Origin of the sequence: Chromobacterium sphagni (assembly GCF_001855575.1) — a bacterium.
Classification (GTDB): Bacteria; Pseudomonadota; Gammaproteobacteria; order Burkholderiales; family Chromobacteriaceae; genus Chromobacterium; species Chromobacterium sphagni.
On the sequence record NZ_MKCS01000001.1, the window covers coordinates 1,005,429 to 1,031,352 of the forward strand.

A 25,924-nucleotide genomic window follows, 5' to 3' on the forward strand; every position below is an offset into this window, starting at 1 on the left:
GGCCTCCTGACCGGAGCCCTTGGCCGGCGTCGTTGAAAAGACCGAGAGAAGGAAACATTATGCGAGTCGTCGTAGCCTTGGGCGGCAATGCCCTGCAGCGTCGTGGCGAAGCCATGACCGCCGACAACCAGCGCGCCAACGTCAAGGTGGCCGCAGAACAACTGGCCGCGGTCACCCGGCTGGGCCACAACCTGGTGATGTGCCACGGCAATGGGCCGCAAGTGGGCCTCTTGGGCCTGCAGAACGACGCCTACGCCCGCCATGTGGACGGCAAGGTGACGCCGTATCCGCTGGATGTGCTGGGCGCGCAGACCGAGGGCATGATCGGTTACATGGTGGAGCAGGAGCTGGGCAATGTGCTGCCCTTCGAAGTGCCGATCGCCACCATCCTTACCCAGACCGAAGTGGATCCTAACGATCCGGCGTTCAAGAATCCCACCAAGTTCGTCGGCCCGGTGTACGGCAAGGACGAAGCCGAGAAGCTGGCGGTGGAAAAGGGCTGGGTAGTGAAGGCAGATGGCGAATACTTCCGCCGCGTGGTGCCGAGCCCGAAGCCGAAGCGCATTTTCGAGATGCGGCCGATCAAGTGGCTGATCGAGAAAGGCGTGGTGGTGATCGCGGCCGGCGGCGGCGGCATTCCCACCATGTACCAGGGCGACAGGCTGGTGGGCGTGGAGGCGGTGATAGACAAGGATCTGGCTTCGGCGCTGTTGGCGCGCGAGGTGGATGCCGATTACTTCGTGATCGCCACCGACGTGAAGAGCGTGTTCGTCGGCTGGGGCACGCCGGAGGCCAAGGCAATCCGCCACGCGCACCCGGACGAGATGGACAAGCTGGGTTTCGCCGCCGGTTCGATGGGGCCCAAAGTGGAGGCGGCCTGCGAGTTTGCCCGCCTGGCCGGCAAGAAGGCGGTGATCGGCGCGCTGGAGGATATCGAGCGCATCGTCAAGGGCGAGGCCGGCACGGTGATCTCCACCGCGCGGCCGGGCATAGAGTGGTACTGATCCGTCCGGAAACGGCGCAGTAAAAACGCAGGGCTGCCAAACGGCAGCCCTTTTTTCTTGCTCTGGCGCGAAAGGGCTTATCCGGATTTGAGCTGGCGGATCAGCGTTTCCAGCTCCGCCGGCTCCCGCGCCTGGCCATCCGCGTCGGAGTCGGCGTCGTCGATTTGCGTCACGCCCTGGTTGACGGCGGCCTGGCCCGCCATGCCCGGTTGCTGCTGGGACGAGGTGGTGCTTTCCCACAGGATGCCGCTGGCGTGGGCGATGGCCTGGTTGACGGCGACGATGGCCATGGCTGGGGCCTCGCCCAGCACCTTGACGTTGCTGGCCTGGGCGTCGGCGTCGGTGATCTGGCTGTTGACTGCGGTGGGGGGCCTTGGGAATCGCGCCGAAATCGCGCGCGTCCGTATCAGATTAACCGGTCGCGTTGGCGGATTGAATCGTTGCGACTACGCAGCCTGGCCGGCCATCGGGATGGCCGGGCCGATCAGGCTTTGATGCTCAGCTGGCGCGCGTATTGCCGGCAAGCGTCCTTGCCGGCCTGGTAACCGGCTTGATACAGCCGCGACAGGTTGGAATACGACCAGTCCAGTTCCTCGCGCGAGGTTTCCTTGCCGATGTGGGCGTCGAAATTGATTTTCAGCACCTCGGTGCGCGGCTGGCCGCGCTCGTCGCGGTTATGCAGCGCTTCGAACAGCCTGAGGTCGTCGCGGGCGATGGCGGTGAGCGGAGCGATGATGGATTGCACCCAGGCGTCGTACAGATTGCGCGGCGGGTGCAGCAGCCTGTCGCTGCCGAGCACGTCGAACACCACGGTGTAGTCGATGTGCGGATGCAGCTCGAACAGGCGCTTGAAGTTGAGGGTGTCGATGGCGGCGCCCTCGATGTAGTCGCCGTCCTCCAGACGATAGGGCGGGTAGATGAAGGGGAAGGACAGCGCGGCCAGGAAATGGTCGTGGTTGATCTCGCGCTTGTCCCAGCAGCGCATGGCGCCGTGGGTGATGTTGTAAGCGTTGAGGTAGAACTGGGGCTGGATGTCTTTCAGCTTGGCGAAGTCGACCACCTGGTCGATGAAGGGCACGTGCGCGCACATGCCCTGGCTGTCGCCGCTCAGGCTGCTGGGGCTGAGGCTGGCCAGCAGCAGCGAGGTCCAGTCGGCCAGCAGCCGCTGTGCCGGCCCCTGGTCGGCCTGCTGCTGTATCGCCTGCAGGACGGGGTTGCGCGCCTGCAGCGCGCGCCAGGCGTCCGCCAGCATGCCGGGCTTGTTGAACACCTTGTAGTTGACCGGGAACAGCTTGTAGATCGGGTCGGACACGCCCAGATCTGCCAGTTTGCCGAGCGCGGAGATGGCGTCGCCCTGCTTGGGGACGGCATATAGCAGGCCGACGAGGGCGCCGGCGCCGGAGGCGGAGATGATGTCGAACTTGACGCCGGCTTCGGTAAGCGCCACCAGCGCGCCGGCCATCAGCGTGGCGTTGGGCGCGCCGCCTCCCAGTACCAGAGCGATGGATGGTTTTGCGGATTGAGCCATGACGTATTTCTCCCATTTGATGTCGTTGGCGAGGACAGGGGCATGTCTGCAGTATGGTTGCTGGGCAGACTTTTGCAACGCAGGCTGCGGCCAAGCGCTTGTAGCGGAAAAACCTCAGTCGGATTCTTTTGTCATTACATAATGAAAGATACCTTGCGATACAAGGTATCTTGTCATACAGTTCAGTCAGACATCCCGATGCAGCAGTCCATCGATGTTGCTTGCAATGCAAGGTATCATGTATTGCCAGTCTATTAGGAAGGCTAAGAGATGAAGACGCAATTGAAAAAGGGCACGCTGGACATGTGCGTACTGGCGGTGCTGGCCCAAGCCGACAGCTACGCCTACGAGCTGGTCAGCAAGCTGTCGCAGGGCATGGAAATCAGCGAAGGCACCATCTATCCGTTGATGCGCAGGCTGCAGAACGAATCCTGGGTCAGCACCTATCTGGTTGAGTCGTCATCCGGCCCGTCGCGCAAGTATTACAAGCTGACCGAAGCTGGGCGGCTGGAGCTGGCGACGATGCGCCAGGAGTGGCAGGAGTTTGTGGCCGAAGTGGAAAACGTGCTGCGGGATGACCCGGCGGCATCGACAGAAGGGACACTGCAATGACGCGCAAAGACTTTTTACAGCAGCTGGAGCGGGCGCTGTCCGGACTGAAGCCGGAAATGGTGCGCGAAATCCTCTCGGATTACGACGAGTATTTCAACGACGCGCTGGCCGACGGCCGCGACGAGGCCGAGGTGGTGGCGGCGCTGGGCAGCCCGCAGAAACTGGCGCGCGAACTGAAGGCGCAAAGCCACTACCGGCAGTGGGAGCAGCACCGCTCCTTCGCCAACCTGTCGCGGGTGATGGTGTCCATCGCCGGGCTGGGCGTGCTCAATTTCTTCCTGGCCCTGCCTTTCCTGGCCTACCTGTTGTTTCTGACGGTCGGCTACATCGTCTCGCTCAGCTTCCTGGTGGCCGGGCTGGCGGTGGTGGTGGGCTGGGGCAGCCACAGCCTGTTCGGCTGGCCGCAATTCACCAGCGACGGCTCCGGCTGGTATATCGGTCGCCATGGCGATTATATCGGTCGCTATGGCGACAATGGGGCGGAAATGGCCTTGAGCAGCGATAAGAACGATCACGCCGGGCAGGTCTGGATTGATAACGGCCGCTTGATGCTGAACCCGGACGATGGCGACCGTTTCGAACTCAAGACCCGGCGGGGCGACTCGCTGCTGGTGTTCAAACAGCAGGGGAAATTGAAGGTCGATGCCAGCCAGCCGACCGTGCGCCAGCTTGCCCAGATTGAGGATGGCGAAGTCAGCATCAATGGCCGCGCGATCCGCGAACTGACTTTGCGTGAAGACAGCGGCGATGTGTTCACCGCCCGCGTCGATGACAACAGCCGCTTGGTGCAGTTTGACGCCTCGGCCGGCGGCACCGCACTTAAGCTTGCCGCCAGTGGGCCGAAAAGCAGCATTTTGCTGAACGATGGCGGCAGCGCGCTGGAAATTTCAGAAAGCAAGATCGCGTTGAAAGATGGCACCGACCACATTCAGATCGACGCCTTGCCCGGCCTGTCGGTGGGAATGAGCGCGCTGGTGGTGGGTTTGGGCTTGCTGCTGAGCGGCGCGCTGGGACTGGTGTTCTGCGTGTGGCTGACCCGGCTGACCTGGCGAGTGCTGGTGTCCTATGTGAAGTATCAGATCGAGCTGGTGTCTGGCAAGGACCGCGAAAACGCCGCGGCCTGAACCAAAACTTTGCAATCCAATGGGAGTGTTGATCATGAAAAACGATGCCTGCCTGCAGTAATTGCAACTGACTCTGGTGGAACTGCCGGAAGCCGAGCTGCGCAAGATCCTCAACGACTACCGCGGCTATATCCGCGACGCGGTGTCCGACCGCGGCAGCGAAAACCGCCTGCTGGCCATTCTGACCGAAACCCGGCAACTGGCCGCCGCCGCCTTCGCCCGCCGCCGCATCCTGCGCCACAGCCGCGGCCAGCTGGCGATCCAGGCGCTGGCCATCAGCGCGGCGGTCATCGTCAATGCCGCCAGCTACTGGCTGTATCTGCACTGAAACCATGGCAAGGAGAACCCTGATGAGCATAGCCAAGATCGCCGCCGGCCTGCTGCTGACAGCCAGCGCCGCGGCCCGCGCCGAGGAGGCCGGCAGTATAGACCGGCTGAATTTCCGCGGCGACGCCGCCAAGCTGGAGCTGACCGCCGACGCGGCCAAGCCTTACAAGCTGAGCCTCGAGAAGCGCAACTGGTCCGACACCGGTTGCAAGGTGCTGACCACCCGGCAGGGGGGCGAGCTGACTTTCCGGATCGACCTGGGAGCGGTGGCCGCCGAGCGCTGCGCGCTGGTGATCCGCGGCAACGTCAAGCCGGGCAAGCAGCTGGATGTAGACCTGAAGGCGGTGAACGGCGATATATCCGGCCAGTTCGACAAGGTGCGGATTCACGGCCAGGCGGTGCACATCGACCTGAAGGGCGCTTACGGCGCGATAAATCTGTCCGGCGATGCGGTCAAGAGCGATGTGAAAGGCAATGTCGGCGAGTTGAGGGTGAAGGGCGAAGCGGTGAACCTGGACTTCAAGGGCGTTAGCAAGCTGGTGGCGCTGGACGGCCAGGCGGTTACGGCCGACCTCGCGCTGCAGGGCGCGCAGCCGGCGGCGAGCGTCGAGGTCAATGGCCAGATGGTGAAACTGGATTTCAGCGCCGGCAAGACGGCGAAGCTGGATTACCAGGTGGAAGGACAGGCCAACAAGGTGAGCAGCGACTGGATCAATACGCCGGGCGCGCCGCTGAAGGTGAGGGTCAAGGGCCAGGCGGTTAAGGTGTCGTTGGCTCAGGATTGAAATACGGTATGACTCCGTGTCCCTTGCCCGGCCTTGCGCCGGGCTTTTTTTCGGCCATGAAAAAAGGAGCCGGAGGCTCCTTTTTCGATGCGGCCAAGACGGGGCTCAATGGCCTTCGTAGCTGCAGACGGTGAACAGGTCCAGGCCGCCGTCGCGCACCAGCTGGGCGCCGCCCAGCTCCGGCAGTTCGATGATGGCGGCGGCCTCCAGCACGTCGGCGCCCATGCGCTTCAGCAGCTTGTAGCCGGCCATCATGGTGCCTCCGGTGGCCACCAGGTCGTCGATCAGGATCACGCGGTCGCCCGGCTTGCAGGCGTCGGTGTGCATTTCCACCGCGGCGTTGCCGTACTCCAGCTCGTACTCTTCCTCAACCGTGGTGAAGGGCAGCTTGCCCTTCTTGCGGATGGGAACGAAGCCGACGTTCAGCTCGTAGGCCAGAACCGAACCGATGATGAAGCCGCGCGCGTCGAGGCCGGCCACCAGATCCACCTTCTCGATCATGTAGCGATGGACGTAGATGTCGATCAGCATGCGGAAGGTTTTCGGGTTTTGCAGCAACGGGGTGATGTCGCGGAACATCACGCCTTGTTGCGGCCAGTTGGGCACGGTGCGAATCCAGCCCTTCAGGTAGCTGGAGTAGTCGAGATTGCTGAGGTTTTCCATGGCGCTATTGTACTTCGAAATCAAGAGACTGCGATATTTGCCGATGGGCGTCGGCCAACAATAAGGCCCGCCGCTGTGGCGGCAGGCCTTTTTGCCAGGCGGTGCTCAAGTTTTCAGGCGAAGAAAGCCAGTTTGAACACCCACAAGGCGGCGATCACCAGCACCGCCGGCTTCAGGTCGGCGAAGCGGCCGGCCAGGATCTTGATCACCGCGTAGCTGATGAAGCCGAAGGCGATGCCGTCGGCGATGGAGAAGGTGAACGGCATCGCCAGCGCCGTCATCACCGCCGGGGCGGACTCGGTCAGGTCGTTCCATTCGATTTCCGCCAGGCCCCGGGCCATCAGCACCGCCACATAGCACAGCGCCGGCGCGGTGGCGTAGGCCGGCACAGTGGCGGCCAGCGGCGACAACCACAGCGCGGCCAGGAACAGCAGCGCCACCACCACGGCGGTGAGGCCGGTGCGGCCGCCCACCGCGGTGCCGGCGGCGGACTCCACGTAGGCGGTGGTGGACGAGGTGCCCATCATGGCGCCGGCGGTGATGGCTATTGAATCCGCCATCAGCGCGCGCTTCAGGCGCGGCAGCTTGCCGTCCTTGTCTAAGAGGCCGGCGCGGTGCGATACGCCCACCAGGGTGCCGGTGGTGTCGAATAGGTCGACGAAGAAGAACACGAAGATCACGCCTATCAGGCCGGCATGCAGCGCGCCCTGGATGTCCATCTGCATGAAGGTCGGCGCCATGCTCGGGATCGGCGATACCACGCCCTTGAACGGCGACAGGCCAAGCGCGATCGACAGCACGGTCACCACCAGGATGCCGATGATGATGGAGCCGGGCACCTTGCGGTATTCCAGCGCCACGATCAGGAAGAAGCCGAAGATGGCCAGCAGGGTGGTGGGGCTGTGGATGTTGCCCAGCGTCAGGTAGGTGGCCGGATGGGCGGTGATCACGCCGGCGTTCTTCAGCGCGATGATGGCCAGGAACATCCCCACCCCGGCGGAGATGGCGAACTTCAGCGATTGCGGTATCGCGTTGACGATGGCTTCGCGCACCTTGAACAGGCTGACCGCCAGAAATACCAGGCCGGAGATGAACACCGCGCCCAGCGCGGTTTCCCATGACAGGCCCATGCCCTTGACCACGCTGAAGGTGAAGTAGGCGTTCAGGCCCATGCCCGGCGCCAGCGCGATCGGGTAGTTGGCCACCAGGCCCATGATGGCGGTGCCCAGCGCGGCGGCGAGGCAAGTGGCGACGAACACCGCGTTGAGGTCCATGCCGGTGCTCGACAGGATCAGCGGATTGACCAGGATGATGTAGGCCATGGTCAGGAAGGTGGTGAAGCCGGCAATGACTTCGGTCCTCACCGTGGTGCCGTGTTCCTTGAGCTTGAACAAGCTTTCCAGCAGTTGCATGAAGCGGTACTCCGGGCGGGTTGCATGAGTATGAAAACGGCGGCATTATCGATCAGCAGGGTCTGAAACACCTAAATCTTGACGTGAAAATATGTCTCTGCTTAACAATCGCCGCCCCGCTGTGCTATCCTGAAAAATTACTCTCCGGCAAACGTTTGTATTTATGAGCCAGCCTATCGGGAACATTTACATCGTGGTTGCGCCGTCCGGCGCCGGCAAGACTTCCCTGGTGGCCGCTTTGCTGCAGGCCGAGCCCAGCGTCGAATTGTCGGTGTCCTACAGCACCCGTCCGGCGCGCAAGGGCGAGATCGACGGCAAGCATTACCACTTTGTCGACCGGGCCGTCTTCGACGCCATGGTGGCGCGCGGCGATTTCCTCGAGCACGCCGAAGTCTACGGCAACTGCTACGGCACCAGCGCGCCATGGATACGCAGCCGGCTGGAAGTTGGCCAGGACATCCTGCTGGAAATCGATTGGCAGGGCGCCGAGCAGGTGCGCAAGGTCTTCCCCGGCGCGGTCGGCATCTTCATCGCGCCGCCCTCGATCGAAGAGCTGGAGCGCCGTCTGCGCGGCCGCGATACCGATACCGAAGACGTCATCCTGCGCCGGCTGGCCTCCGCCCGCGCCGAGATCGACAAGATCGCCGAGTACGACTACATCGTGGTCAACGACGACTTCGAACGCGCCCGCCAGGACCTGATCAGCATCGTCCGCGCGCGCCGTCTGCGCAGCGAGGTGCAGTGCCGCCGCCTGGCCGAGATGTTCCGTTACATGGGCAGCGCCGGCGCGCAGTAAAAATAGTCCGTCCTTGCTGCATTGCAAAGGCGAAAATTCGATATAGTGAACCCCATAACCCTTACATCTAGCTGAGAGAAACCATGGCCCGCATTACTGTTGACGACTGCCTGGACCGCATCCAGAACCGTTTTGACCTGACTCTGGCCGCCGCTTACCGCGCGCGTCAGGTTGCCTCCGGAGCCACCTCTTTCGTAGAGCCGGGCCGACACAAGCCGACCGTGGTCGCCCTACGTGAAATCGCCGCCGGCCATGTCGGCAAGGAAATCCTCAATCGCGGCAAGGCCTGATTGCTGGACGGAGTAGATGATGGGCACCGGCATAGAGACAGGCATTGATTACAACGCCCTGATCGACTCCGACGCGGCGGCGTTCTTCGGGAATGCCGCGCGTTATCTCAAGCCGGAAGACATCGAGCTGCTCCGGTTGGCCTTCTCGGTCAGCCGCGAGGCGCACGAAGGCCAGACCCGCAAGAGCGGCGAACCCTACATCACCCACCCGCTGGCGGTGGCGACCATGCTCGCCGAATGGCGGCTGGACGTGCAGGGCCTGGCGGCCGCCTTGCTGCACGACGTGCTGGAAGACACCGGCGTCACCAAGCCGACGCTGATCGAGAAGTTCGGCAAGATCGTCGCCGATCTGGTGGACGGCCTGTCGAAGCTGGAAAGGCTGGAATACCAGACCAAGGAAGCCGCGCAGGCGGAGAGCTTCCGCAAGATGGTGCTGGCGATGGCGCGCGACATCCGCGTGATCATCGTCAAGCTGGCCGACCGGCTGCACAATATGCGCACGCTGGACTCAATGCGCGAGGACAAGCGCCGCCGCATCGCGCTGGAAACGCTGGAAATCTACGCGCCGATCGCCAACCGCATCGGTCTGAACAAGGTCTACCGCGAACTGCAGGACCTGGCGTTCAAGCATCTGCACCCGCACCGCTACGGCGTGCTGTCCAAGGCGGTGCGCGCCGCGCGCGGCAACCGCCGCGAAGTGGTCAACAAGATTTTGCAGGCGGTCAGCCAGCGCCTGGTGCAGAGCAATATCGAAGCCACCATCAAGGGCCGCGAGAAGAACCTCTACAGCATCTACAAGAAAATGCAGGAGAAGCATCTGTCTTTCTCCGAGGTGCTGGACATCTACGGCTTCCGCGTGGTGGTCAACGACATTCCCGCCTGCTATCTGGCGCTGGGCGCGCTGCACAGTCTGTACAAGCCGATTCCCGGCAAATTCAAGGATTACATCGCCATTCCCAAGGGCAATGGCTATCAGAGCCTGCACACCACGCTGTTCGGCCCCTACGGCACGCCGGTGGAGATGCAGATCCGCACCCGCGAAATGCACAGTGTGGCCGAGGCCGGCGTCGCCTCGCACTGGATGTACAAGAGCGGCGGCGGCGTCAACACCGCGCAGCAGCGCACGCACCAGTGGCTGCAGAAGCTGCTGGACATGCAGGAGGAGAGCGACGACGCGGTCGAGTTCCTGGAACACATCAAGATCGACCTGTTCCCGGACGAGGTCTATGTGTTCACGCCCAAGGGCAAGATCATGGTGATGCCGCAGGGCGCCACTCCGGTGGACTTCGCCTACGCAGTGCATACCGACGTCGGCCACCGCTGCATCGCCGCCCGCGTCAACCACGCGCTGGTGCCGCTGCGCACCGTGCTGCGCAACGGCGACACGGTGGAGATCATCACCTCCACCCAAGCCAAGCCCAATCCGTCGTGGCTGGCCTTCGTGCAGAGCGGCCGCGCCCGCTCCGGCATCCGCAATTACCTGAAGAGCCTGCAGCGCGAGGAAGCGGTGGCGCTGGGCGAGAAATTGCTGCGCCAAGCGGTTGGCGCCTTGGCGACCACGCCGCTGGCGGTCAGCGACGACCTCCGGGTGGAATATTTCGCCGCCTACGGCGAGAAGATGAGCAGTTTCGACGATGTGCTGGCCGAAATCGGCACCGGCAAGCTGCTGCCCATCGTGGTGGCGCGCCGCATGCTGGAGCTGGCCGGCGAGAGGCTGGGCGAGGGCGTGCGTGTCGGCCCCATCACCATCCGCGGCAACGAGGCCGGCATGGTGCAGCTGTCGCCTTGCTGCAATCCCTTGCCCGGCGACGAGATATTGGGCGTGATCACCAAAGGCCAAGGCCTGGTGATACACCGCACCGGCTGCCCGAACGCCCGCCGCGCCGACCACGACAAGCTGCTGGAAGTGAATTGGGAGGCGCAGCGCGACCGGATGTTCGGCGTCACCGTCGGCGTGCTGTCGCGTAACGAGCGCGGCGCGCTGGCCGATATCGCCACCGCCATCTCGCAGGCGTCGGCCAATATAGAGAGCGCCGACACCCAGGATAGCAGCCGCGATGGCGATGGCCTGTTCAACATCCACTTCCGCCTGCAGGTGGAAGGCGTCGAGCATCTGGAGCGCGTGCTGAACGCCGTCCGCCAGCTGGGGGTGGTGCAACGCGTGGAGAGAAGATGAATCAGTTGAATCTGCATATCAACGGCGAGGCCAGGCGCTTCGTCGGCGTGTCGACGCTGGCCGAACTGGTAGTGGCGCTGGAGTTGACCGGCAAGCGGGTGGCGGTGGAGCGCAACGGCGAGATCGTGCCGCGCAGCCAGTATCCGCAGGCGGCGCTGGCCGACGGCGACGAGCTGGAAATCGTGGTGGCCGTCGGCGGAGGCTGAGGCTGTCTTACCGTATCGAAGGGAAGGGGAAGCAGGTGAGCGATCAACTGGTGATAGCCGGCAGGACATTCAGTTCGCGGCTGTTGGTGGGGACCGGCAAGTACCGGGATTTTCAGCAAACTGCGGAGGCGCTGGACGCCGCCGGCACTGAAATCGTCACCGTGGCGATCCGCCGCGTCAATCTGGGGCAAAACGCTAACGAGCCGAATTTGTTGGACTTTTTGCCAAAGAACCGGTATAACCTGCTGCCCAATACGGCGGGGTGCTACTCCGCCGAGGATGCCATCCGGACTTTGCGGCTGGCCCGGGAGCTTCTCGACGACCATCGTTTCGTCAAGCTGGAAGTGCTGGGGGATCCGAACAATCTGTACCCCAATGTAAAAGAAACCCTCAAGGCCGCCGAAGTGCTGGTGGCGGAGGGCTTCGACGTCTTGGTCTATACCTCGGACGATCCCATCGTCGCGCGCGAGCTGGAGCAGATCGGTTGCTGCGCGATCATGCCGCTGGCCAGCTTGATCGGTTCCGGCATGGGGATACTCAATCCGTGGAACCTGCAACTGATTATCGAGCAGTCCAAAGTCCCGGTGCTGGTGGATGCCGGCGTGGGCACCGCCTCCGATGCGGCGGTTGCGATGGAGTTGGGCTGCGACGGCGTGCTGATGAATACCGCGATTGCCGGCGCCCGGCAACCGGTGCTGATGGCGCATGCAATGAAACTGGCCGTGGAAGCTGGCCGAGCCGCCTATCTGGCCGGTCGGATGCCGAAACGTTTTTATAGTGCAACGCCAAGTTCTCCTAGTGAGGGGGTGATTTCTTCCGTCAAGTCGTGATGTTCATGGCCCAGGCTGGCCGCGCCAAACCGCGCAAAACACCACAAGATGACCTGACGTTGTCGTTTCAGACTTTTACAAATGCAGTAACATTGCTAAAATGCTGTTTTTACAGGCGGCGGCCCTGGCCGCGCCCTAAAGAAATCTAAGGACCCTTAAGTAAATGCCGAATATTCGCGTTAAAGAGAACGAACCGTTTGAAGTTGCTCTGCGTCGCTTCAAGCGCGCTGTGGAAAAGACTGGTCTGCTGACCGAACTGCGCGCCCGCGAGTTCTACGAGAAGCCGACCACCGAGCGCAAGCGCAAGCACGCTGCTGCGGTTAAGCGCCACTACAAGCGCATCCGCAGCCAAATGCTGCCGCCGAAACTCTACTAAGAGCTTCCCGGCACCAAGCAGGACCGCAGGCCATGCCTGCGGTTTTGCCATTTGTACTTCCGAATTCCCTCTTCTGCTGCCCCAGGGCAGTGCCTGCATCCTAGTGAGCACGACATGAGCCTCAAAGTTCGCATCACCGACGACATGAAGTCCGCCATGAAGGCGAAGGAAACCGGCAAGCTGGGCGCGATTCGCCTGTTGTTGGCCGCCGTCAAGCAAAGGGAAGTGGACGAGCGCATCGAACTGGACGACGCCGGCATCATCGCCGTCATCGACAAAATGATCAAGCAGCGTCGCGACTCGATCGCCCAGTACCAGACCGCGCAGCGTCAGGACCTGGTGGACAAGGAGCAGGCCGAGATGGACGTGCTGATGGCTTATATGCCGCAGCAGTTGAGCCAGTCCGAAATCAAGGCGCTGATCGTCAAGGCGGTGGCCGAAACCGGCGCCGCCGGCATGCAGGACATGGGCAAGGTGATGGGCGCGCTGCGTCCGCAACTGGCCGGCCGCGCCGACATGGCGCAGGTGTCCGCTTTGATCAAGGCCACGCTCAGTGCCTGAGCGTAGTCGGGTCGCGCTGTTTTGATTCCGCAGGATTTCATTGATCAGCTGCTGTCCCGCGTCGACATCGTCGACGTGGTGGACCGCTACGTTCCCTTGAAGAAGGGCGGGCAGAACTATATGGCCTGCTGCCCCTTCCACAAGGAAAAATCGCCCTCATTTACGGTAAGTCCCAGCAAGCAGTTCTATCACTGCTTCGGCTGCGGCGCGCACGGTTCGGCCATCGGCTTCGTGATGGAGTACCAGGGCATAGGCTTTGTCGACGCGGTCAAGCTGTTGGCCGAAGGCATAGGCATGCAGGTGCCCAACGAGCGGGTGGTCAATCCTGAAGCCAGCCGCAAGGCGCGCGAGAAGCAGGTGTCGCTGGAACAGCTGATGCAGCTGGCCAACGATTTCTACCGCCGCGAGCTGAAAAGCGGGCCCAATGCGGTGGCCTACTGCAAGGGCAGGGGGCTGTCCGGCGAAATCGCCGCGCGCTTCGGCCTGGGCTACGCGCCGGACGGCTGGCAGAACCTGGAGGCAATCACCGACAACTACCAGGATGAAAAACTGGTGGAGGCCGGGCTGGTGATCGTGGCCGAGGACAGCGGCCGTCGTTACGACCGCTTCCGCGACCGGCTGATGTTCCCGATCCGCAACCAGCGCGGCGCCATCGTGGGCTTCGGCGGCCGGGTGCTGGGCAAGGGCGAGCCGAAGTACCTGAATTCGCCGGAAACGCCGTTGTTCGAAAAGGGCCGCGAGCTGTACGGCCTGTACGAGGCGCGCCAGGCGATACGGGATAAAAACCGGGTGCTGGTGGTCGAAGGCTATATGGATGTGGTGGCGCTGGCGCAGTACGGCGTCGGCTACGCGGTGGCCACGCTGGGCACCGCCACCACCGGCGAGCATGTGCGCAAGCTGCTCAAGCATGCCGATCAGGTGTATTTCTGTTTCGATGGCGACAAGGCCGGCTTGAAGGCGGCTTGGCGCGCGCTGGAGAACAGCCTGCCGCAGCTGGTGGACGGCAAGTCGCTGAGCTTTTTGTTCTTGCCGTCCGAGCACGATCCGGACAGCTATGTCCGCGAATTCGGCACGGATGCGTTTGAGCAGTTGTTGGAGCAGGAAAGCCTGCCGCTGTCGGTGTATTTCACCCGCGAGCTGTGCCGGGAGGTCAATCTCAGCACGCCGGAGGGCAAGGCCGACCTGATTCGCCGCGCGGCGCCGCTGTTGGCGCAGATCAGCGCGCCGGCGCTGGGCTTCATCATCAAGAAGCGTTTGGCCGAACTTGCCGGGGTGGAGGTCGACGAGTTCGACATGCTCACCGGCGGCAAGCCCAGGGCCGAGCGGAGCAGGAGCGGGCGGCGCGATTACAAGCTGCCGGCCGAATCGCAGCGCCAGATCAACACCACCATGGTCAAAAAACTGATCAAGTGGCTGTTGATGAACCCCGGCTGGGCCGGAGACGTGCAATTGCCGGACAGCATGGCGCTGTCCGACGAACTGGCCTGCTTCGCGATGCTGGCGGAGCGAGTGCAGGAGCATGGCGAAGAGCCCAATACCGCGCAGCTGATAGAAGGCCTGCGCGGCACGCCCTACGAGGGTCTGATAGACAGCGTGCTGCAGCAGGCGATGCAGGACCCGGACGAGTTTGCCGATCCCAGCGAGGACGACCGGCAGCTGTTCCAGGACGGCAACGCCAAGCTGTTGAAAATGCTGCATGCCGCGCAGTTGGAGCGGCTAAAACTGAAGGACCGGCACGAAGGGCTGACTTCCGAGGAAAAAGCCCTGTTCGGCCAGTTGTGGCGGGAAATGTTCTCGTCGCCGAACTAGCAGGTTCGGCGGAAAAACCCAGGTAGTTGTGTTATAATCAACTGTTTTTTTCGGCTTTTTTTCAAGCAGGAAGCGAAATGGCGGCCTCTCCCGAAAACCAGAAAGATGTGCAGGACAGCCAACAGGAAGTGATGAGCCTGGAAGAGCAGCGGAAACGCTTGCGCCAGCTGATCGCCCTGGGCAAAGAGCGTGGGTATCTGACCTACGCCGAAATCAACGACCACCTGCCGGAAGACGTATCCGACGCCGAGCAGATCGAAAACATCGTCACGATGATTGCCGGTCTGGGGATCCAGGTATGCGAAGAAGCGCCGGACGCTGAAACCTTGCTGATGTCCGACGCCACGCCGGCGGTCGCCGACGAGGACGCGGTGGAAGAAGCCGAGGCGGCCCTGTCTTCGGTCGACTCCGAGTTCGGCCGCACCACCGACCCGGTGCGCATGTATATGCGCGAAATGGGTTCGGTGGAGCTGTTGACCCGCGAAGGCGAAATCGAAATCGCCAAGCGGATCGAAGACGGCCTCAAGTACATGATCCAGGCCATCTCCGCCTGCCCCGGCACCATCGCCGAGGTGCTGGAGCTGATGGAGCGCGTGGCGCGCGATGAAATCCGCGTCGACGAAGTGGTGGACGGTTTCATCGACCTCAATGCTCCGACCGAGCAGGACCCCCAGTTCGTCGAACCTGATGCCGACGACGAGCTGCTCGACGAGGAGGAGGAAGAGGACGAGGAGGCCGAGGAGGTCGACGCCGACGCCGACGCCGCCGCCAATCTGGAAGAGCTGAAGCAGGAAGCGCTGGAGCACTTTGCCGGCGTGCGGCTGTTGTTCGACAAGATGGTCAAGGTGCTGAACAGCAAGGGTCATCAGAGCAAGGAATACCTGGAGCTGCAGGACGCGATCACCACCGAGTTCATGCTGGTGCGCTTCGCCACCCGCCAGGTGGAAAGCCTCTGTGAGTCGCTGCGCGGCCGCGTCAACGAGATCCGCACTTACGAGCGCGATATCCAGGATATCTGCGTCAGCCGCGTGCGCATGGAGCGCGCCCACTTCATCAAGGTGTTCCCGGGCAACGAGACCAAGCTTGACTGGGTGGAAAAAGAGATCGATTCCGGCAAGGCCTGGAGCGAGGCGCTGACCCGCTTCAAGCACGCCATCATCGAGAAGCAGACCCGCCTGTCGGATCTGCAGGACCGCGCGATGCTGTCGATCAAGGCGCTGAAGGAGATCAACCGCCAGATGTCGGCGGGCGAATCCAAGGCTCGCCGCGCCAAGAAGGAAATGATCGAGGCCAACCTGCGCCTGGTGATCTCCATCGCCAAGAAGTACACCAACCGCGGTCTGCAGTTCCTGGATCTGATCCAGGAAGGCAACATCGGTCTGATGAAGGCGGTGGACAAGTTCGAATACCGCCGCGGCTACAAGTTCTCGACCTACGCCACCTGGTGGATTCGCCAGGCCATCACCCGCTCGATCGCGGACCAGGCGCGCACCATCCGCATTCCGGTGCACATGATCGAGACCATCAACAAGATGAACCGCATCTCGCGGCAGATCCTGCAGGAAAGCGGTCGCGAGCCCGATCCGGCGGAGCTGGCCGAGAAGATGGAGATGCCGGAAGAGAAGATTCGCAAGATCATGAAGATTTCCAAGGAGCCCATCTCCATGGAAACCCCGATCGGCGACGACGACGATTCCCATCTCGGCGATTTCATCGAAGACCAGAACAACCTGGCGCCGTCCGATGCTGCGATGTACTCCAGCCTGAAGGACGCCACCAAGGAAGTGCTGGACACGCTGACCCCGCGCGAGGCGAAAGTCCTGCGCATGCGCTTCGGCATCGACATGAACACCGACCATACGCTGGAAGAGGTGGGCAAGCAGTTCGACGTGACCCGCGAGCGCATCCGCCAGATCGAAGCCAAGGCGTTGCGCAAACTGCGTCATCCCACTCGTTCGGAGCGCCTACGCAGTTTCCTCGACAACGAGCCGGGCGGCCAGTAAGCAGCCAGCCTGTCTTGTAAAGAATCCCCAAGCATCCTGAATAAAGGGCTTGGGGATTTTTCTTTTTACCTGCTATAATTGCGCGCTCTGGGCCTCTAGCTCATGCTTGGTTAGAGCAGCGGACTCATAATCCGTTGGTGCCGAGTTCGACTCTCGGGGGGCCCACCAAAAATTCAAGGGGTTGCGCGCAAGCGCAGCCCTTTTTGCTTTGTCGGGTTCAGCAAAGGTTCAACGCGCGTAGTGGGTTCAGTTTGCGGGTTGCGCTCAGATGATCGGGCGAAAGATGGGCGTAGCGCATGGTCATGGTGAGGTTGTGGTGGCCCAGCGCTCTTTGCGGTATCAGGATGTTGCCGCCGTTCATCATGACGTGACTGGGCTTTGTTGCATGACCCCGCCCAAGAACGTGCGTCTCCTTGCCCAGGGCGAATTCAGCCCATCGCTGCTGCTGCCACGGTCTTCGGCAGCCCAGAGCGATAAAATGGTTCAATAACGCCGCGCGTACTTGCAGTTCCGCCACCTGTCGATCAAAGGTGCGCGCCATCACCCGGCTACCCGGTCGCTTGAAATTCCGCCAGACTGCGGCGGTGATAGCCGCTCCAATGCTTCCAGATTCGCCGCCCCAAGCGTTTGCACGCCGCGATCGCGACGTTGCGCACCTTGCTGCCGGTGATTTTCGATTGCCAGGGCTTGGCGTTCTTGCGCGGCGGAATCTCCGGCATGATCCCTCGGCCAAACAGCGCAGCGTAACGACCCTGTGCGTCATCGGCGCCATCCAGCGTCGCCGTGGCAGCCGGCTCATCCGCCAGTTGCATTCACAACTCCGGCAGTATCAGCGCGTCGCCCACACCGTTGCCGGTCACCTCGATAGCTCGGATTTCCAGCGTTTCGGCGTCAATGCTCAGGTGTGCCTTGCGCCACTGCCGACCATCTTCGGCGCCGTGCTTTTTGCGTTTCCACTCGCCTTCGCCGAGAAACGGGATGCTGGTGCTATCGATGCATCCTGGCTCGTTTGGCAGAACGACTGCCAGCGATGCTAATCGACACCTTTCGCGAGCAATGGCGTGGTTTGACCCAGCTGGATCAGCAGATTGATGCGATTGAAAGCCGCTTGCGCCAATGGATGCATACAGATGCCAAGGCCAAGGCGATTGCTGAAATCCCAGGTGTGGGCTTGTTGACTGCTACTGCTGCCGTCGCGGCAATGGGCGATGCCAAAGTACTCAAGTCCGGACGCGAGTTTGCCGCTTGGCTGGGGCTGGTTTCCAGGCAAACGGGCTCCGGCGGCAAGATCAACCTGCACGGCATCAGCAGGCGGGGTGATGCCGACTTGCGCACCCTACTGATACACGGTGCGCGTGCAGTGTATTACTGCCGATCCGAGACATGTCCTTGGTTGGTACAGGTTAGTCAGCGGCGGGCCAAGAATGTAGTGATCGTGGCGCAAGCTAACAAGATAGTCAGAACGATCTGGGCGGTGCTGGTCAGAGAGCAGGCGTATCAGGCAAACCACATCAGCATTAGGCCATGACCTGCTACCGGCAAGGTAAACAAGCCATAGGAATTGCGTTGAAAGGTTGCGCAGGCAATCAAGTGTGATGACAAACCAGGTAGGGCAGAGACTTGTGAAACCTGTATCAGGTGCCGAGCTTATAGGCTCGCGAACAGAATGAGGCGCCAGTCAGCGGATTTCATCGGGGTCCGCAGCAAGATGGACTGGATGGCAGTGTCGGTATATTTGGCAGGCCGGCCGTTGTTGCCGGCGGACTCGGCCAGCCATTGCATGTCTTTGTCAAGCCAGACCAATCATAAGGCAGGAATGCCTGCAGGAGCCGGGACAGTTCACAATGGTTACAACAATGCCCAGGGATGGCGCCACTTGGCGTGGCTATCCAGTGATGCCAAAATGGAAGGCCTAGGCAAAAAAAAGCCCACTAGGGGCTTTTTTAATAGCAGCAATAATTTAGAGAGGCTGAATGCCAGATGCTGCCGGACCCTTTTGGCCCATGGCTCTGGTGAAGCTCACTTTTTGGCCTTCATTCAGCGATTTGAATCCATCGGCGCGAATTTCAGAAAAATGAGCGAACAGATCATCACCACCATTGTCCGGGGTGATAAAGCCAAAACCTTTTGCGTCATTGAAAAATTTAACGATACCAGTTTCCATAATTTACTCCTTGTGTCGGTTAAGGGCAATAAAATGCCGAAAAGCATGATAGTCAAGGAATAGATAAGGAAACAATGAAGACCAGCTGGGTGGGCAACGAGGTGTCGATAGATATGGCGCTTGAAGATCCTGCTTTTTTATTATGCACAGGTTGTTTTTCTATTGTCAACAAGATTTGTTATCTTGAAAGAATGTAGGCTGACCGCGCCCACGGCAAGTTGCATAAATAATTTTAAAATTTATTGAAAATGACTAGGGCCTGTTAACACTAATCGCCATGCTGGCACTTGATCTGAGATAGTGTCGGCATGGAACTGATCCCTGAATAGTTTTCTCGCATCCAACATTGCCTGCCACAACAGCGAGGCAACGTCAGCATGACCAATCTCCAAGTCATTAACGCCATCCTCCTATATGGAAAGTGAAATGGCGCATCTAGTGGAAACCATGGCCGATGTTGGCTCCACGCTATGGCATGGGCTGGGCAATCGTTTGTCTGAGGAGCTGCCGGTGGAGATCTGGCAGCGTGAGGCGGGTATGGATTGGCCGCACCATGCTGCGGGGCATTTGCAATTTGCCAATGGCCAGCGGCCGGCTTTCAGCGGGGTGGCCGCCTGGGTGGAGGATGCGGACAACGGAAGGGTGCTGCAGGCGGTGGCGGCAAGCTGCGCGCGTTGGATGCGATGGCGGATGGCCTGATCAGAGGGGCAGGCTGGCGTGGTTTCATGCCGGTGCTATGATTTTCCGCCTATGCAAGACTGTGCCAGCCATCAAACCGCCAAAGGAGCCTGCTCCGTGTCGCCAGCCGAAGCCCGCCGCATCGTAGAAGCTCTCGCCAATGGAGTGGATCCGGATGGCGGAGAATTATTGCCGCCGCAGGCGGTGTTCAACCAGCCTGGTGTAATACGGGCGCTGTTTCTGGCGGCGCGCGCGTTGCAGTTGGTGGAGAACCGGGAGCAGGCGCGGCGCGCCTTGCCGGACCACGGCGGCCATCCCTGGTCCGAGCTGGAGGATAATCAGCTGTTGCAGGCTTTCGACGCCGGCCTACCCTTGAAACAGATCGCGGCCGACCACGGCCGCAGCCGCAGCGCGATCTCCGCTCGGCTGGTGCGGCTGGGGCGTTTAAGCGAGCCGTCCGCGCTGGAAGCGGTGGGCGACGCGAAGGTAAATAGTCTGGATTAAAAATGTTTTTGGCATGATTGGGGCGGGGCTAAGATTCGCCTTTTCGTCCGCCAGTCTGCCCATGTGCCCGCGCCAATCTTCCTCATCCGGCCATTGCGCCAATTGCAACCACCCGGTCAGCGGCCGGTTCTGCCCGGAATGCGGCCAGAAGACCCATATCAAGATTCCCACGCTGTGGGAGTTCATTCATGAGTATCTGCACCACCATGTCAGCATGGAGAGTGCGCTGACGCGCAGCCTGTGGCTGCTGGCGGCGCAACCGGGCCGTTTGACCGAAGAATATCTGCTGGGGCGGCGGCAGCGTTACGTCAAACCGCTTCAGCTCTATCTGACCATCAGCTTCTTCTTTTTTGTGCTGCTTGGGCTAGCGGGCGGGGCGATGGTGTATTTCGATAAATCGGATGCGAGTCCGCAGACGGCTTCCTTGTCCAAGGCCGTGGCAAGCGATCCGGAGGTGCGGGCGGCATTTGGCGGGGACTCCAGCCAAGACTCGGTAATCCTGCGTACCGGAAACCAGCTATCCGACCTTTGGCTGAAACGCTGGGGCGATCATCTGGGCAAGGAGGTCAAAAGATTCCGCGAGCAGCCGGAAGAGGCCAATGCCGAGCTATTGCATTCCTTGCGCGGCCACGCGCCGTTTGTGTTGTTCAGCCTGATGCCGCTGTTCGCATTATTGCTGCGGCTGGCTTATTTCGGCCGGCACCGGGTGTATGGCATGCACCTGGTGTTCACGCTGCATTTCCATGCCTGGCTGTTTCTGGTGTTGTGCCTGGGTTTCGTTTTGACAGCGGTTTCCGCCTGGCTGTTTTTTGCCGGCACGCCGGTTTATTTGTGGCTGGCGCAGCGTCGGGTGTATGGCGGCGGCAAGTTCGCGCTCGCCTTGCGGACGCTGGGTTTGCTGCTGATATACACCGTGCTGGTTTGCCTGGGGATGGTGGTGCTGGTATCGCTGTAGGTCGGGACGGAAACGGGGCCGGAGCCCCGTTTTATCACAGCGCGGAGGCGGGCGTCAGCCCTTTGGGGAGCAGCAGCCACATGCTGCCTTGCTGTTTCATCCGCCCGGCGTACATGCCGGCTTCGGTGCCGTAGCCCCAGAACAGGTCGGCGCGCAAGGCGCCCTTGATCGCGCTGCCGGTGTCTTGGGCGTGCACCAGCCGCGTCAGCGGCAGGGTGGAGTGTGGCCAGGTGGTGGACAGGTAGACCGGCGCGCCCAGCGGGATGTAGCGTGGATCGACGGCGATGCTGTAGCCGCCGGTCAGCGGCACGCCCAGCGCGCCTACCGGTCCGCCGTTGTCGCCCGGCATGACCTTGAAGAAGATATAGCTGGGGTTGACCGCGAACAGTTCGTCGCGGCGTTGCGGATTGCGCGCGAGCCAGTCTTTGATGCCTTGCATCGAGGCGTCGCCCAGCGTCATCTGGCGCTGGTCTACCAGCCACTTGCCTATCGACTGGTAGGGATAGCCGTTCTGGTCGGCGAAACCCACGTGGATGAAGCTGCCGTCGTCTAACTGGATGCGGCCGGAGCCTTGCACCTGCAGGAAAAACAGCTCTACCGGGTCTTCCACCCAGGCGATCACCGGCGCATTGCCGCTGATGCTGCCCTGATTGATCTGGCCGCGGGTGAAATAGGGCAGCAGGCGCGAGCCCGACAGCCGGCCCTTCAGCCGGCTGCCGCGCGGGTCGGCGGGGAAGTCGGCCGGGTTGATCTCGATATCGCCGGAGGCGGCCAGCACCAGCCGGCCCGGCGCGGCCTGTTTGGCGCGCAGCGCGCCGCGGCCGCGCTGGCTGGCGGGGACGTCGACGCTGACCATGTCGCGAGGCACGCCGTATACCGGCCACGGCGTGCGCTCGGAGCGGGTGCGGCTGCCGCTGAGCAGCGGTTCGTAATAGCCGGTGACCAGGCCGCTGTCGCGGTTGCCGTCATGCAGCTTCCAGGCGGTGAAGCGGTTTTCGAAGAAGCGGCGCACGGCGTCGCCGTCGTTTTCCTGCAATTGGCCGGCTTCGCGGCAGACTCCGCTCCAGGCCGATTTCTTCTGCAGCGGCTTGCAGCTTTGCTTCAGCGCTTGCAGCGAATCCTCCAGCGTCTGGCTGTTCCAGGCGGGCAGGGCGGCCAGGCTGCTGGTTTCATTGCCGCTGGAAGGGTGTTGCGGGAAGCTGCTGGGCGGGGTGGTGCCACAGCCGGCGAGGATCAACAAGGCCAGCCATAGCGGCCAGCGTTTTGGGGACAGGATGTGCGTCATGCCTACTGGCCGTGGCGGCCTTCTCTTGATGGATGGAGTGGATTGTAACCTGCGTGTCGCGCAGCGTGTCGCTGGAATGTTGCAGTTGGCTCAATGTCATTGAGTTGCAACAAAACGGAAAAGTTTCACCGCTAACATGGTGGCGTTCCGTGTGGTCCGCCGGATGTGGATCGTGCCAGCCGGCATTTGTCGCGAGAAATTGGAGAAGATGATGAAACGTTTTGCAAGCCAAACCCTGCTGCTGGCCGCACTGGCCTTCTCTGGCGCTTTCGCCAGCTACGCTTACGCCGACGGCGCCGTTGCCGTGGCCGCGCCGACCGACGCCGAGTTGGCCTCCGCCGTCAAGCAGGCGCTGGACGCCGATTCCGAGTTGAAGGCGCTGGACTTGAAGGTCAGCAGCAGCAAGGGCGAAGTGACCATCGAAGGCCAGATGAGCGACGACCAGCAGATGTTCAAGGCCGGCCAGATCGCCGAGCAGGTTCCGGGCGTCAAGTTCGTGATCAACAAGATGGAACAGAAAAGCTGATCATCCCCAAGGATGAAGGAATGTGCGAAAAGGCCGGGCGACGTCCGGCTTTTTCGCATGTGTTGCCCAGGGTCAGGCTTCCAGCGCCAGCAACTCGGCCATGGTCTGGCGGCGGCGGATCTGGCGGACCTGGTCGCCGTCGACCAGAACCTCGGCCAGCAGCGGCCGGCTGTTGTAGTTGGAGGACATGCTGGCGCCGTAAGCGCCGGCGTCGTGGAAGACCAGCCAGTCGCCGATCTCGGCCGGCGGCAATGGCCGGATTTCCACCGTGCCGCCTTCCTGTTGGGTGAACACGTCGCCGGATTCGCACAAGGGGCCGGCGACGACGGTGTCGATGCTGCCGGATTTAGGCGCGCCTTGGCGGTCCAGAATCGAGATGTGGTGGTAGCTGCCATACAGCGATGGCCGCATCAGGTCGTTGAAGCCGGCGTCCACCAGCACGAAATGGCGGCTGCCCATGTTTTTCACCGCCCGCACTTCGGACAGCAGCACGCCGGACTCGGCGACCAGGAAGCGGCCGGGTTCGATTTCCAGCCGCAACGGGTGGCCCAGCCGGGCCGCTATGCGCCGCCGCGCCTCGTCCCACAGCTGGAAATAGTGCTGGGGATCGATGCGGACTTCGCCGTCGCGGTAGGGGATGGACAGGCCGCCGCCAGCCGAAATGGCCTCGATGTCGCAGCCCAGTCGCTCAACCAGTTCCACCATCGCGCCGCATACCTGCCGCAGGTGGCCGTAGTCGACGCCGGAGCCGATGTGCATGTGCACGCCCACCAGTTTCAGCTTGTATTGGCGGACCGCCGCCAGCGCCTGCTCCAGCTCGGCGTGCCAGATGCCGTGTTTGCTGTTTTCGCCGCCGGTATTGGTTTTCTGGCTGTGGCCATGGCCGAAGCCGGGGTTGATGCGCAGCCACACCGGATGGCCAGGGGAGACTGCGCCCAGTTGCCTCAGCATGTCTATCGAGCCGGCGTTGACCGGGATGCCGCGCTCCACCACCTTGGCCAGCGTGGCGTGGTCCAGCACGTCGGCGGTGAACACGATGTCGGCCTCTTCGCCGCCGCTCTGGTAGCCGGCGGCCAGCGCGCGCTCTATCTCGCCCAGCGACACCGCGTCCACTTTCACGCCCTGTTCGCGCATCAGCCGCAGGATGTGGATGTTGGAGTTGGCCTTCTGCGCGTAGCGGATCACGTCGAACGACCGCAGTTCGGCGATGCGCTGGCGGATGGTGCCGGCGTGGTAGACCCACAAGGGAGCGTTGTGCTGGCGGGCGATGTCGGCGAGCTGGCGGGTGTCGAATGCGTGCATGCTGATGGTTCCGGATAGGTTTGTCCCATCATCAGCCGCTTTTTAGCAAAAATAAAATAGCAATTTGTGGCTATGTCTTTCATTTATGATATGGATTGATTTTTATCGGGGCTGGCCATGTCCATTAATCTGCGTCATATCGAAGTGTTCCGCGCAGTGATGACCAGCGGCAGCGTCAGCGGCGCCGCGCGCCTGCTGCATACCTCTCAGCCCACTGTCAGCCGTGAGCTGGCGCGTTGCGAACAGCTGTTGGGGCTGGTGCTGTTCGAGCGTAGCCGGGGGAGGTTGCGGCCCACCCAGCAGGCGCTGCAGCTGTTTGCCGAGGTGGAGCGCAGCTTTGTCGGCCTGGAGCGCATCGTCGGCAGCGCGGCCGCCATCCGCCAGTTCGCCGGCGGCCAACTGGCCATCGCCTGCCTGCCGGTGTTCGCCCAGGCGCTGTTGCCGGCGGTATGCGCGGAGTTCGTCGAGCGTTTTCCCGATGTCGGCATCGACATCAGCCCGCAAGAGTCGCCGTGGCTGGAGGAGTGGCTGTCGGCGCAACGCTTCGACCTGGGGCTGACCGAACAGCAGCAGGCGCCGGCCGGCTGCCAGCTGCAGCCCTTGTGGCAGGGCGATGAATTGTGCGTGCTGCCGGAGGGGCATCCGCTGGCGGCGAAAAACCGGCTGCGGGCGGCGGACTTCGCCGGGCAGTCCTTCATCAGCCTGGCCGCCAGCGACAGTTACCGCCAGCAGGTGGATGCCTGGTTCGCCCGCGAGGGGGTAGAACGGCGGCTGCAGCTGTCCAGCCACAGCGCCGCTTCGGTGTGCGCGATGGTGCGGCTGGGACTGGGCCTGGCCATCGTCAATCCGCTAACCGCGCTGGCGGAGGCCGGCAATGGCCTGGCGGTGCGGCCGCTGGCGGCGTCGATTCCCTTCTGCGTGCAGCTGGCGCTGCCGCAGTTCCGCCCGGCCTCGCCGCTGCCGCAGCAGTTTGCCGATTTGCTGCGGCGGCAGGCGGCGGTGCTTGACCGGCAACTGGCCGCTCTGGTGGCTTAGGGCTTGGCGGTGGCCCAGGACTTGGGATTGGCCTCCTCGGACTTGGGCTTGTCCGGACAGTCGCTGGCGAACAGACAGCACCATTCCGGCTTGGCCGGGCACATCTGCGCCACTTGGTTCCAGGTCTTGGCCGGGTCGGGTTTCTCCGCGCGGAAATTGTCGTAGTTCTGGCTGACGATCGGGGCGTCCGGTTCCGGGCTGGGGTCGCCGGAGAAGTAGAACGATTGCGGATGGCGGTAGGGCTTGCCGGCGGGCGCGCCGGAGTCGCGCGCCGCTTTTTTGTTGAAGGCGTAGCCGAACAGGATTTTCTGCGGTCCCACCAGCCGCGAGTAGGCTTGCAGGCTGTTGTCCAGATGGCTGCTTTCCGCTTGGTTGTAGGGCAGGTGGCGGATGAAGTCCTGCCGCGGCGGGTGGTTGTTCAGCGAAAACTGGCAGCATTGCGGCGTGCCGGGCGGTCTATCGGCGTAGCGCAGGAAATAGGCCTTGTTGCCGAGCGAGACGAAGCTGCAGCTGTAGTGGTTGCTGCCGGGGAAGATTGGCAGGCAGCGCTTGTCGTAGTGTTCCATCATCGCGCCTGCGCCATCGCCGTCGGCAGGCACGTAACTGGCGTCGTAGTAGCTGGCGCCGTAGGACACTTCGTAGTCGTCCGGGCTCAGGCCGGCCGGCGGCGAAGCGTAGGGCGGCGGATATTGTTCGTAGTTTTTGAACACCCGGTACATGGTCCATTCGCTGACCCACCACTTGGGAAACAGCGGGTTGCTGGGCTGGCCGGGCTGGCGCGGATAAGTGCAGTTGAAGGGCGGCAGGCACCACTTTTCATTGTGCACGCCGCCGGTGTAGTAGGTGTGGCGCAGGCGGGCGGCCAGTTCCTGCCAGGGCAGCGGGGTGGGGTCGAAAGGCGGGTTGGGCGCGGCTTGGGCCCCAAGGGCCAGCAGACACAATAGTGGAAGGCTTAGGCGGGGCAACGGCATGG

General features: G+C 62.2%; 28 protein-coding genes, 1 tRNA gene and 2 pseudogenes. 21 read left to right on the top strand and 10 right to left on the bottom strand.

Annotated features, from left to right (window positions below; genetic code table 11):
- The first annotated feature begins 59 nt into the window (after positions 1 to 59).
- Entirely contained in the window at positions 60 to 1,004 is a 945-nt protein-coding gene (gene arcC, locus BI347_RS04775; RefSeq protein WP_071113176.1) for a carbamate kinase, read from the top strand.
- A 77-nt stretch (positions 1,005 to 1,081) separates the two neighbouring features.
- On the opposite strand, the gene BI347_RS04780 is transcribed toward arcC, so the two are convergent.
- Both BI347_RS04780 and BI347_RS04785 read right to left on the bottom strand, forming a co-directional pair.
- Entirely contained in the window at positions 1,082 to 1,414 is a 333-nt protein-coding gene (locus BI347_RS04780; protein WP_338032389.1) for a RebB family R body protein, read from the bottom strand.
- Positions 1,415 to 1,488: 74 nt separating this feature from the next.
- Positions 1,489 to 2,532 (bottom strand): patatin-like phospholipase family protein, encoded by a 1,044-nt coding sequence (locus BI347_RS04785; RefSeq protein ID WP_071115413.1) that lies wholly within the window; start codon positions 2,530 to 2,532, stop codon positions 1,489 to 1,491.
- A 270-nt stretch (positions 2,533 to 2,802) separates the two neighbouring features.
- On the opposite strand from BI347_RS04785, the gene BI347_RS04790 reads away from it, so the two are divergent.
- The 4 genes from BI347_RS04790 to BI347_RS04805 all read left to right on the top strand — a co-directional run bounded on the left by BI347_RS04790 (position 2,803) and on the right by BI347_RS04805 (position 5,380).
- Entirely contained in the window at positions 2,803 to 3,144 is a 342-nt protein-coding gene (locus BI347_RS04790) for a PadR family transcriptional regulator (protein WP_071113173.1), read from the top strand.
- A complete protein-coding gene (locus BI347_RS04795) occupies positions 3,141 to 4,268 on the top strand; it encodes a DUF1700 domain-containing protein (RefSeq protein WP_071115414.1) in 1,128 nt (375 codons plus the stop codon). The genes BI347_RS04790 and BI347_RS04795 overlap by 4 nt, the downstream gene beginning before the upstream one ends.
- A 61-nt stretch (positions 4,269 to 4,329) precedes the next feature.
- Positions 4,330 to 4,596 carry a hypothetical protein gene (locus BI347_RS04800; RefSeq protein ID WP_071115415.1) on the top strand — a complete coding sequence of 89 codons (267 nt, stop codon included), beginning with the start codon at positions 4,330 to 4,332 and terminating at the stop codon, positions 4,594 to 4,596.
- A gap of 22 nt (positions 4,597 to 4,618) precedes the next feature.
- A complete protein-coding gene (locus BI347_RS04805) occupies positions 4,619 to 5,380 on the top strand; it encodes a hypothetical protein (RefSeq protein ID WP_071115416.1) in 762 nt (253 codons plus the stop codon).
- 105 nt (positions 5,381 to 5,485) lie between these two features.
- Here BI347_RS04805 and BI347_RS04810 read toward each other — a convergent pair whose 3' ends face one another.
- Positions 5,486 to 6,043: an adenine phosphoribosyltransferase gene (locus BI347_RS04810; RefSeq protein ID WP_071113196.1), complete on the bottom strand. Its 558-nt coding sequence runs from the start codon at positions 6,041 to 6,043 to the stop codon at positions 5,486 to 5,488.
- A gap of 113 nt (positions 6,044 to 6,156) precedes the next feature.
- Positions 6,157 to 7,455, bottom strand: coding sequence for an NCS2 family permease (locus BI347_RS04815; RefSeq protein WP_071115417.1), 1,299 nt, complete (start codon positions 7,453 to 7,455; stop codon positions 6,157 to 6,159).
- 163 nt (positions 7,456 to 7,618) lie between these two features.
- On the opposite strand from BI347_RS04815, the gene gmk reads away from it, so the two are divergent.
- The 10 genes from gmk to BI347_RS04865 all read left to right on the top strand — a co-directional run bounded on the left by gmk (position 7,619) and on the right by BI347_RS04865 (position 16,670).
- Positions 7,619 to 8,251 carry a guanylate kinase gene (gene gmk / locus BI347_RS04820; protein WP_071113168.1) on the top strand — a complete coding sequence of 211 codons (633 nt, stop codon included), beginning with the start codon at positions 7,619 to 7,621 and terminating at the stop codon, positions 8,249 to 8,251.
- Between the two features lie 83 nt (positions 8,252 to 8,334).
- Positions 8,335 to 8,541 carry a DNA-directed RNA polymerase subunit omega gene (gene rpoZ, locus BI347_RS04825; protein WP_071113167.1) on the top strand — a complete coding sequence of 69 codons (207 nt, stop codon included), beginning with the start codon at positions 8,335 to 8,337 and terminating at the stop codon, positions 8,539 to 8,541.
- A 19-nt stretch (positions 8,542 to 8,560) separates the two neighbouring features.
- Positions 8,561 to 10,717 (top strand): RelA/SpoT family protein, encoded by a 2,157-nt coding sequence (locus BI347_RS04830; RefSeq protein WP_071113166.1) that lies wholly within the window; start codon positions 8,561 to 8,563, stop codon positions 10,715 to 10,717.
- Positions 10,714 to 10,923 (top strand): sulfur carrier protein ThiS, encoded by a 210-nt coding sequence (gene thiS / locus BI347_RS04835; protein WP_204378004.1) that lies wholly within the window; start codon positions 10,714 to 10,716, stop codon positions 10,921 to 10,923. The genes BI347_RS04830 and thiS overlap by 4 nt, the downstream gene beginning before the upstream one ends.
- Before the next feature lie 35 nt (positions 10,924 to 10,958).
- Positions 10,959 to 11,753: a thiazole synthase gene (locus BI347_RS04840; RefSeq protein ID WP_071115418.1), complete on the top strand. Its 795-nt coding sequence runs from the start codon at positions 10,959 to 10,961 to the stop codon at positions 11,751 to 11,753.
- Between the two features lie 163 nt (positions 11,754 to 11,916).
- The gene (gene rpsU / locus BI347_RS04845; RefSeq protein WP_043578765.1) at positions 11,917 to 12,129 is read left to right on the top strand and encodes a 30S ribosomal protein S21; all 213 of its coding nucleotides are present in this window, start codon (positions 11,917 to 11,919) and stop codon (positions 12,127 to 12,129) included.
- A gap of 114 nt (positions 12,130 to 12,243) precedes the next feature.
- Positions 12,244 to 12,690, top strand: coding sequence for a GatB/YqeY domain-containing protein (locus BI347_RS04850; protein ID WP_071113165.1), 447 nt, complete (start codon positions 12,244 to 12,246; stop codon positions 12,688 to 12,690).
- 21 nt (positions 12,691 to 12,711) lie between these two features.
- On the top strand, positions 12,712 to 14,499 hold the full coding sequence (gene dnaG, locus BI347_RS04855) for a DNA primase (protein WP_071113164.1): 1,788 nt from the start codon (positions 12,712 to 12,714) through the stop codon (positions 14,497 to 14,499).
- A 77-nt stretch (positions 14,500 to 14,576) separates the two neighbouring features.
- A complete protein-coding gene (rpoD, locus tag BI347_RS04860) occupies positions 14,577 to 16,502 on the top strand; it encodes an RNA polymerase sigma factor RpoD (RefSeq protein WP_071113163.1) in 1,926 nt (641 codons plus the stop codon).
- A gap of 89 nt (positions 16,503 to 16,591) precedes the next feature.
- Positions 16,592 to 16,670 (top strand) — tRNA-Ile (locus tag BI347_RS04865).
- 260 nt (positions 16,671 to 16,930) lie between these two features.
- On the opposite strand, the pseudogene BI347_RS24520 reads toward BI347_RS04865, so the two are convergent.
- Positions 16,931 to 17,497: pseudogene (locus BI347_RS24520) on the bottom strand (IS5 family transposase); the annotation flags it as partial.
- A 2-nt stretch (positions 17,498 to 17,499) separates the two neighbouring features.
- Between BI347_RS24520 and BI347_RS04880 the strand changes: the two are divergent.
- Positions 17,500 to 18,030, top strand: a pseudogene (locus BI347_RS04880) (IS110 family RNA-guided transposase); the annotation flags it as partial.
- A 119-nt stretch (positions 18,031 to 18,149) separates the two neighbouring features.
- On the opposite strand, the gene BI347_RS24945 reads toward BI347_RS04880, so the two are convergent.
- The gene (locus tag BI347_RS24945; RefSeq protein ID WP_420837162.1) at positions 18,150 to 18,305 is read right to left on the bottom strand and encodes a transposase; all 156 of its coding nucleotides are present in this window, start codon (positions 18,303 to 18,305) and stop codon (positions 18,150 to 18,152) included.
- A gap of 157 nt (positions 18,306 to 18,462) precedes the next feature.
- Positions 18,463 to 18,666, bottom strand: a complete 204-nt coding sequence (locus tag BI347_RS22520; RefSeq protein WP_083338705.1) for a cold-shock protein — start codon at positions 18,664 to 18,666, stop codon at positions 18,463 to 18,465.
- A 426-nt stretch (positions 18,667 to 19,092) separates the two neighbouring features.
- Here BI347_RS22520 and BI347_RS04890 point away from each other — a divergent pair, with 426 nt between their 5' ends.
- From BI347_RS04890 to BI347_RS04900, 3 genes are all read left to right on the top strand, one after another.
- The gene (locus tag BI347_RS04890) at positions 19,093 to 19,365 is read left to right on the top strand and encodes a hypothetical protein (RefSeq protein ID WP_071115422.1); all 273 of its coding nucleotides are present in this window, start codon (positions 19,093 to 19,095) and stop codon (positions 19,363 to 19,365) included.
- Between the two features lie 96 nt (positions 19,366 to 19,461).
- Positions 19,462 to 19,848, top strand: coding sequence for a hypothetical protein (locus BI347_RS04895; protein WP_139166975.1), 387 nt, complete (start codon positions 19,462 to 19,464; stop codon positions 19,846 to 19,848).
- A gap of 61 nt (positions 19,849 to 19,909) precedes the next feature.
- Positions 19,910 to 20,803: a DUF3667 domain-containing protein gene (locus BI347_RS04900; RefSeq protein WP_071115423.1), complete on the top strand. Its 894-nt coding sequence runs from the start codon at positions 19,910 to 19,912 to the stop codon at positions 20,801 to 20,803.
- A 34-nt stretch (positions 20,804 to 20,837) separates the two neighbouring features.
- Here BI347_RS04900 and mltA read toward each other — a convergent pair whose 3' ends face one another.
- Entirely contained in the window at positions 20,838 to 22,088 is a 1,251-nt protein-coding gene (mltA, locus tag BI347_RS04905) for a murein transglycosylase A (protein WP_071113155.1), read from the bottom strand.
- Between the two features lie 211 nt (positions 22,089 to 22,299).
- Here mltA and BI347_RS04910 point away from each other — a divergent pair, with 211 nt between their 5' ends.
- Positions 22,300 to 22,614 carry a BON domain-containing protein gene (locus BI347_RS04910; protein ID WP_158020736.1) on the top strand — a complete coding sequence of 105 codons (315 nt, stop codon included), beginning with the start codon at positions 22,300 to 22,302 and terminating at the stop codon, positions 22,612 to 22,614.
- A gap of 72 nt (positions 22,615 to 22,686) precedes the next feature.
- Here BI347_RS04910 and lysA read toward each other — a convergent pair whose 3' ends face one another.
- Positions 22,687 to 23,916 carry a diaminopimelate decarboxylase gene (gene lysA, locus BI347_RS04915; RefSeq protein WP_071113154.1) on the bottom strand — a complete coding sequence of 410 codons (1,230 nt, stop codon included), beginning with the start codon at positions 23,914 to 23,916 and terminating at the stop codon, positions 22,687 to 22,689.
- A 117-nt stretch (positions 23,917 to 24,033) separates the two neighbouring features.
- Between lysA and BI347_RS04920 the strand changes: the two genes are divergently transcribed.
- Complete coding sequence (locus tag BI347_RS04920) at positions 24,034 to 24,951, top strand: LysR family transcriptional regulator (RefSeq protein WP_071113153.1); 918 nt, start codon at positions 24,034 to 24,036, stop codon at positions 24,949 to 24,951.
- On the opposite strand, the gene BI347_RS04925 is transcribed toward BI347_RS04920, so the two are convergent.
- Entirely contained in the window at positions 24,948 to 25,922 is a 975-nt protein-coding gene (locus BI347_RS04925; RefSeq protein WP_139166973.1) for a hypothetical protein, read from the bottom strand. The two genes, BI347_RS04920 and BI347_RS04925, sit on opposite strands and share 4 nt — an antisense overlap.
- Positions 25,923 to 25,924: the final 2 nt, after the last annotated feature.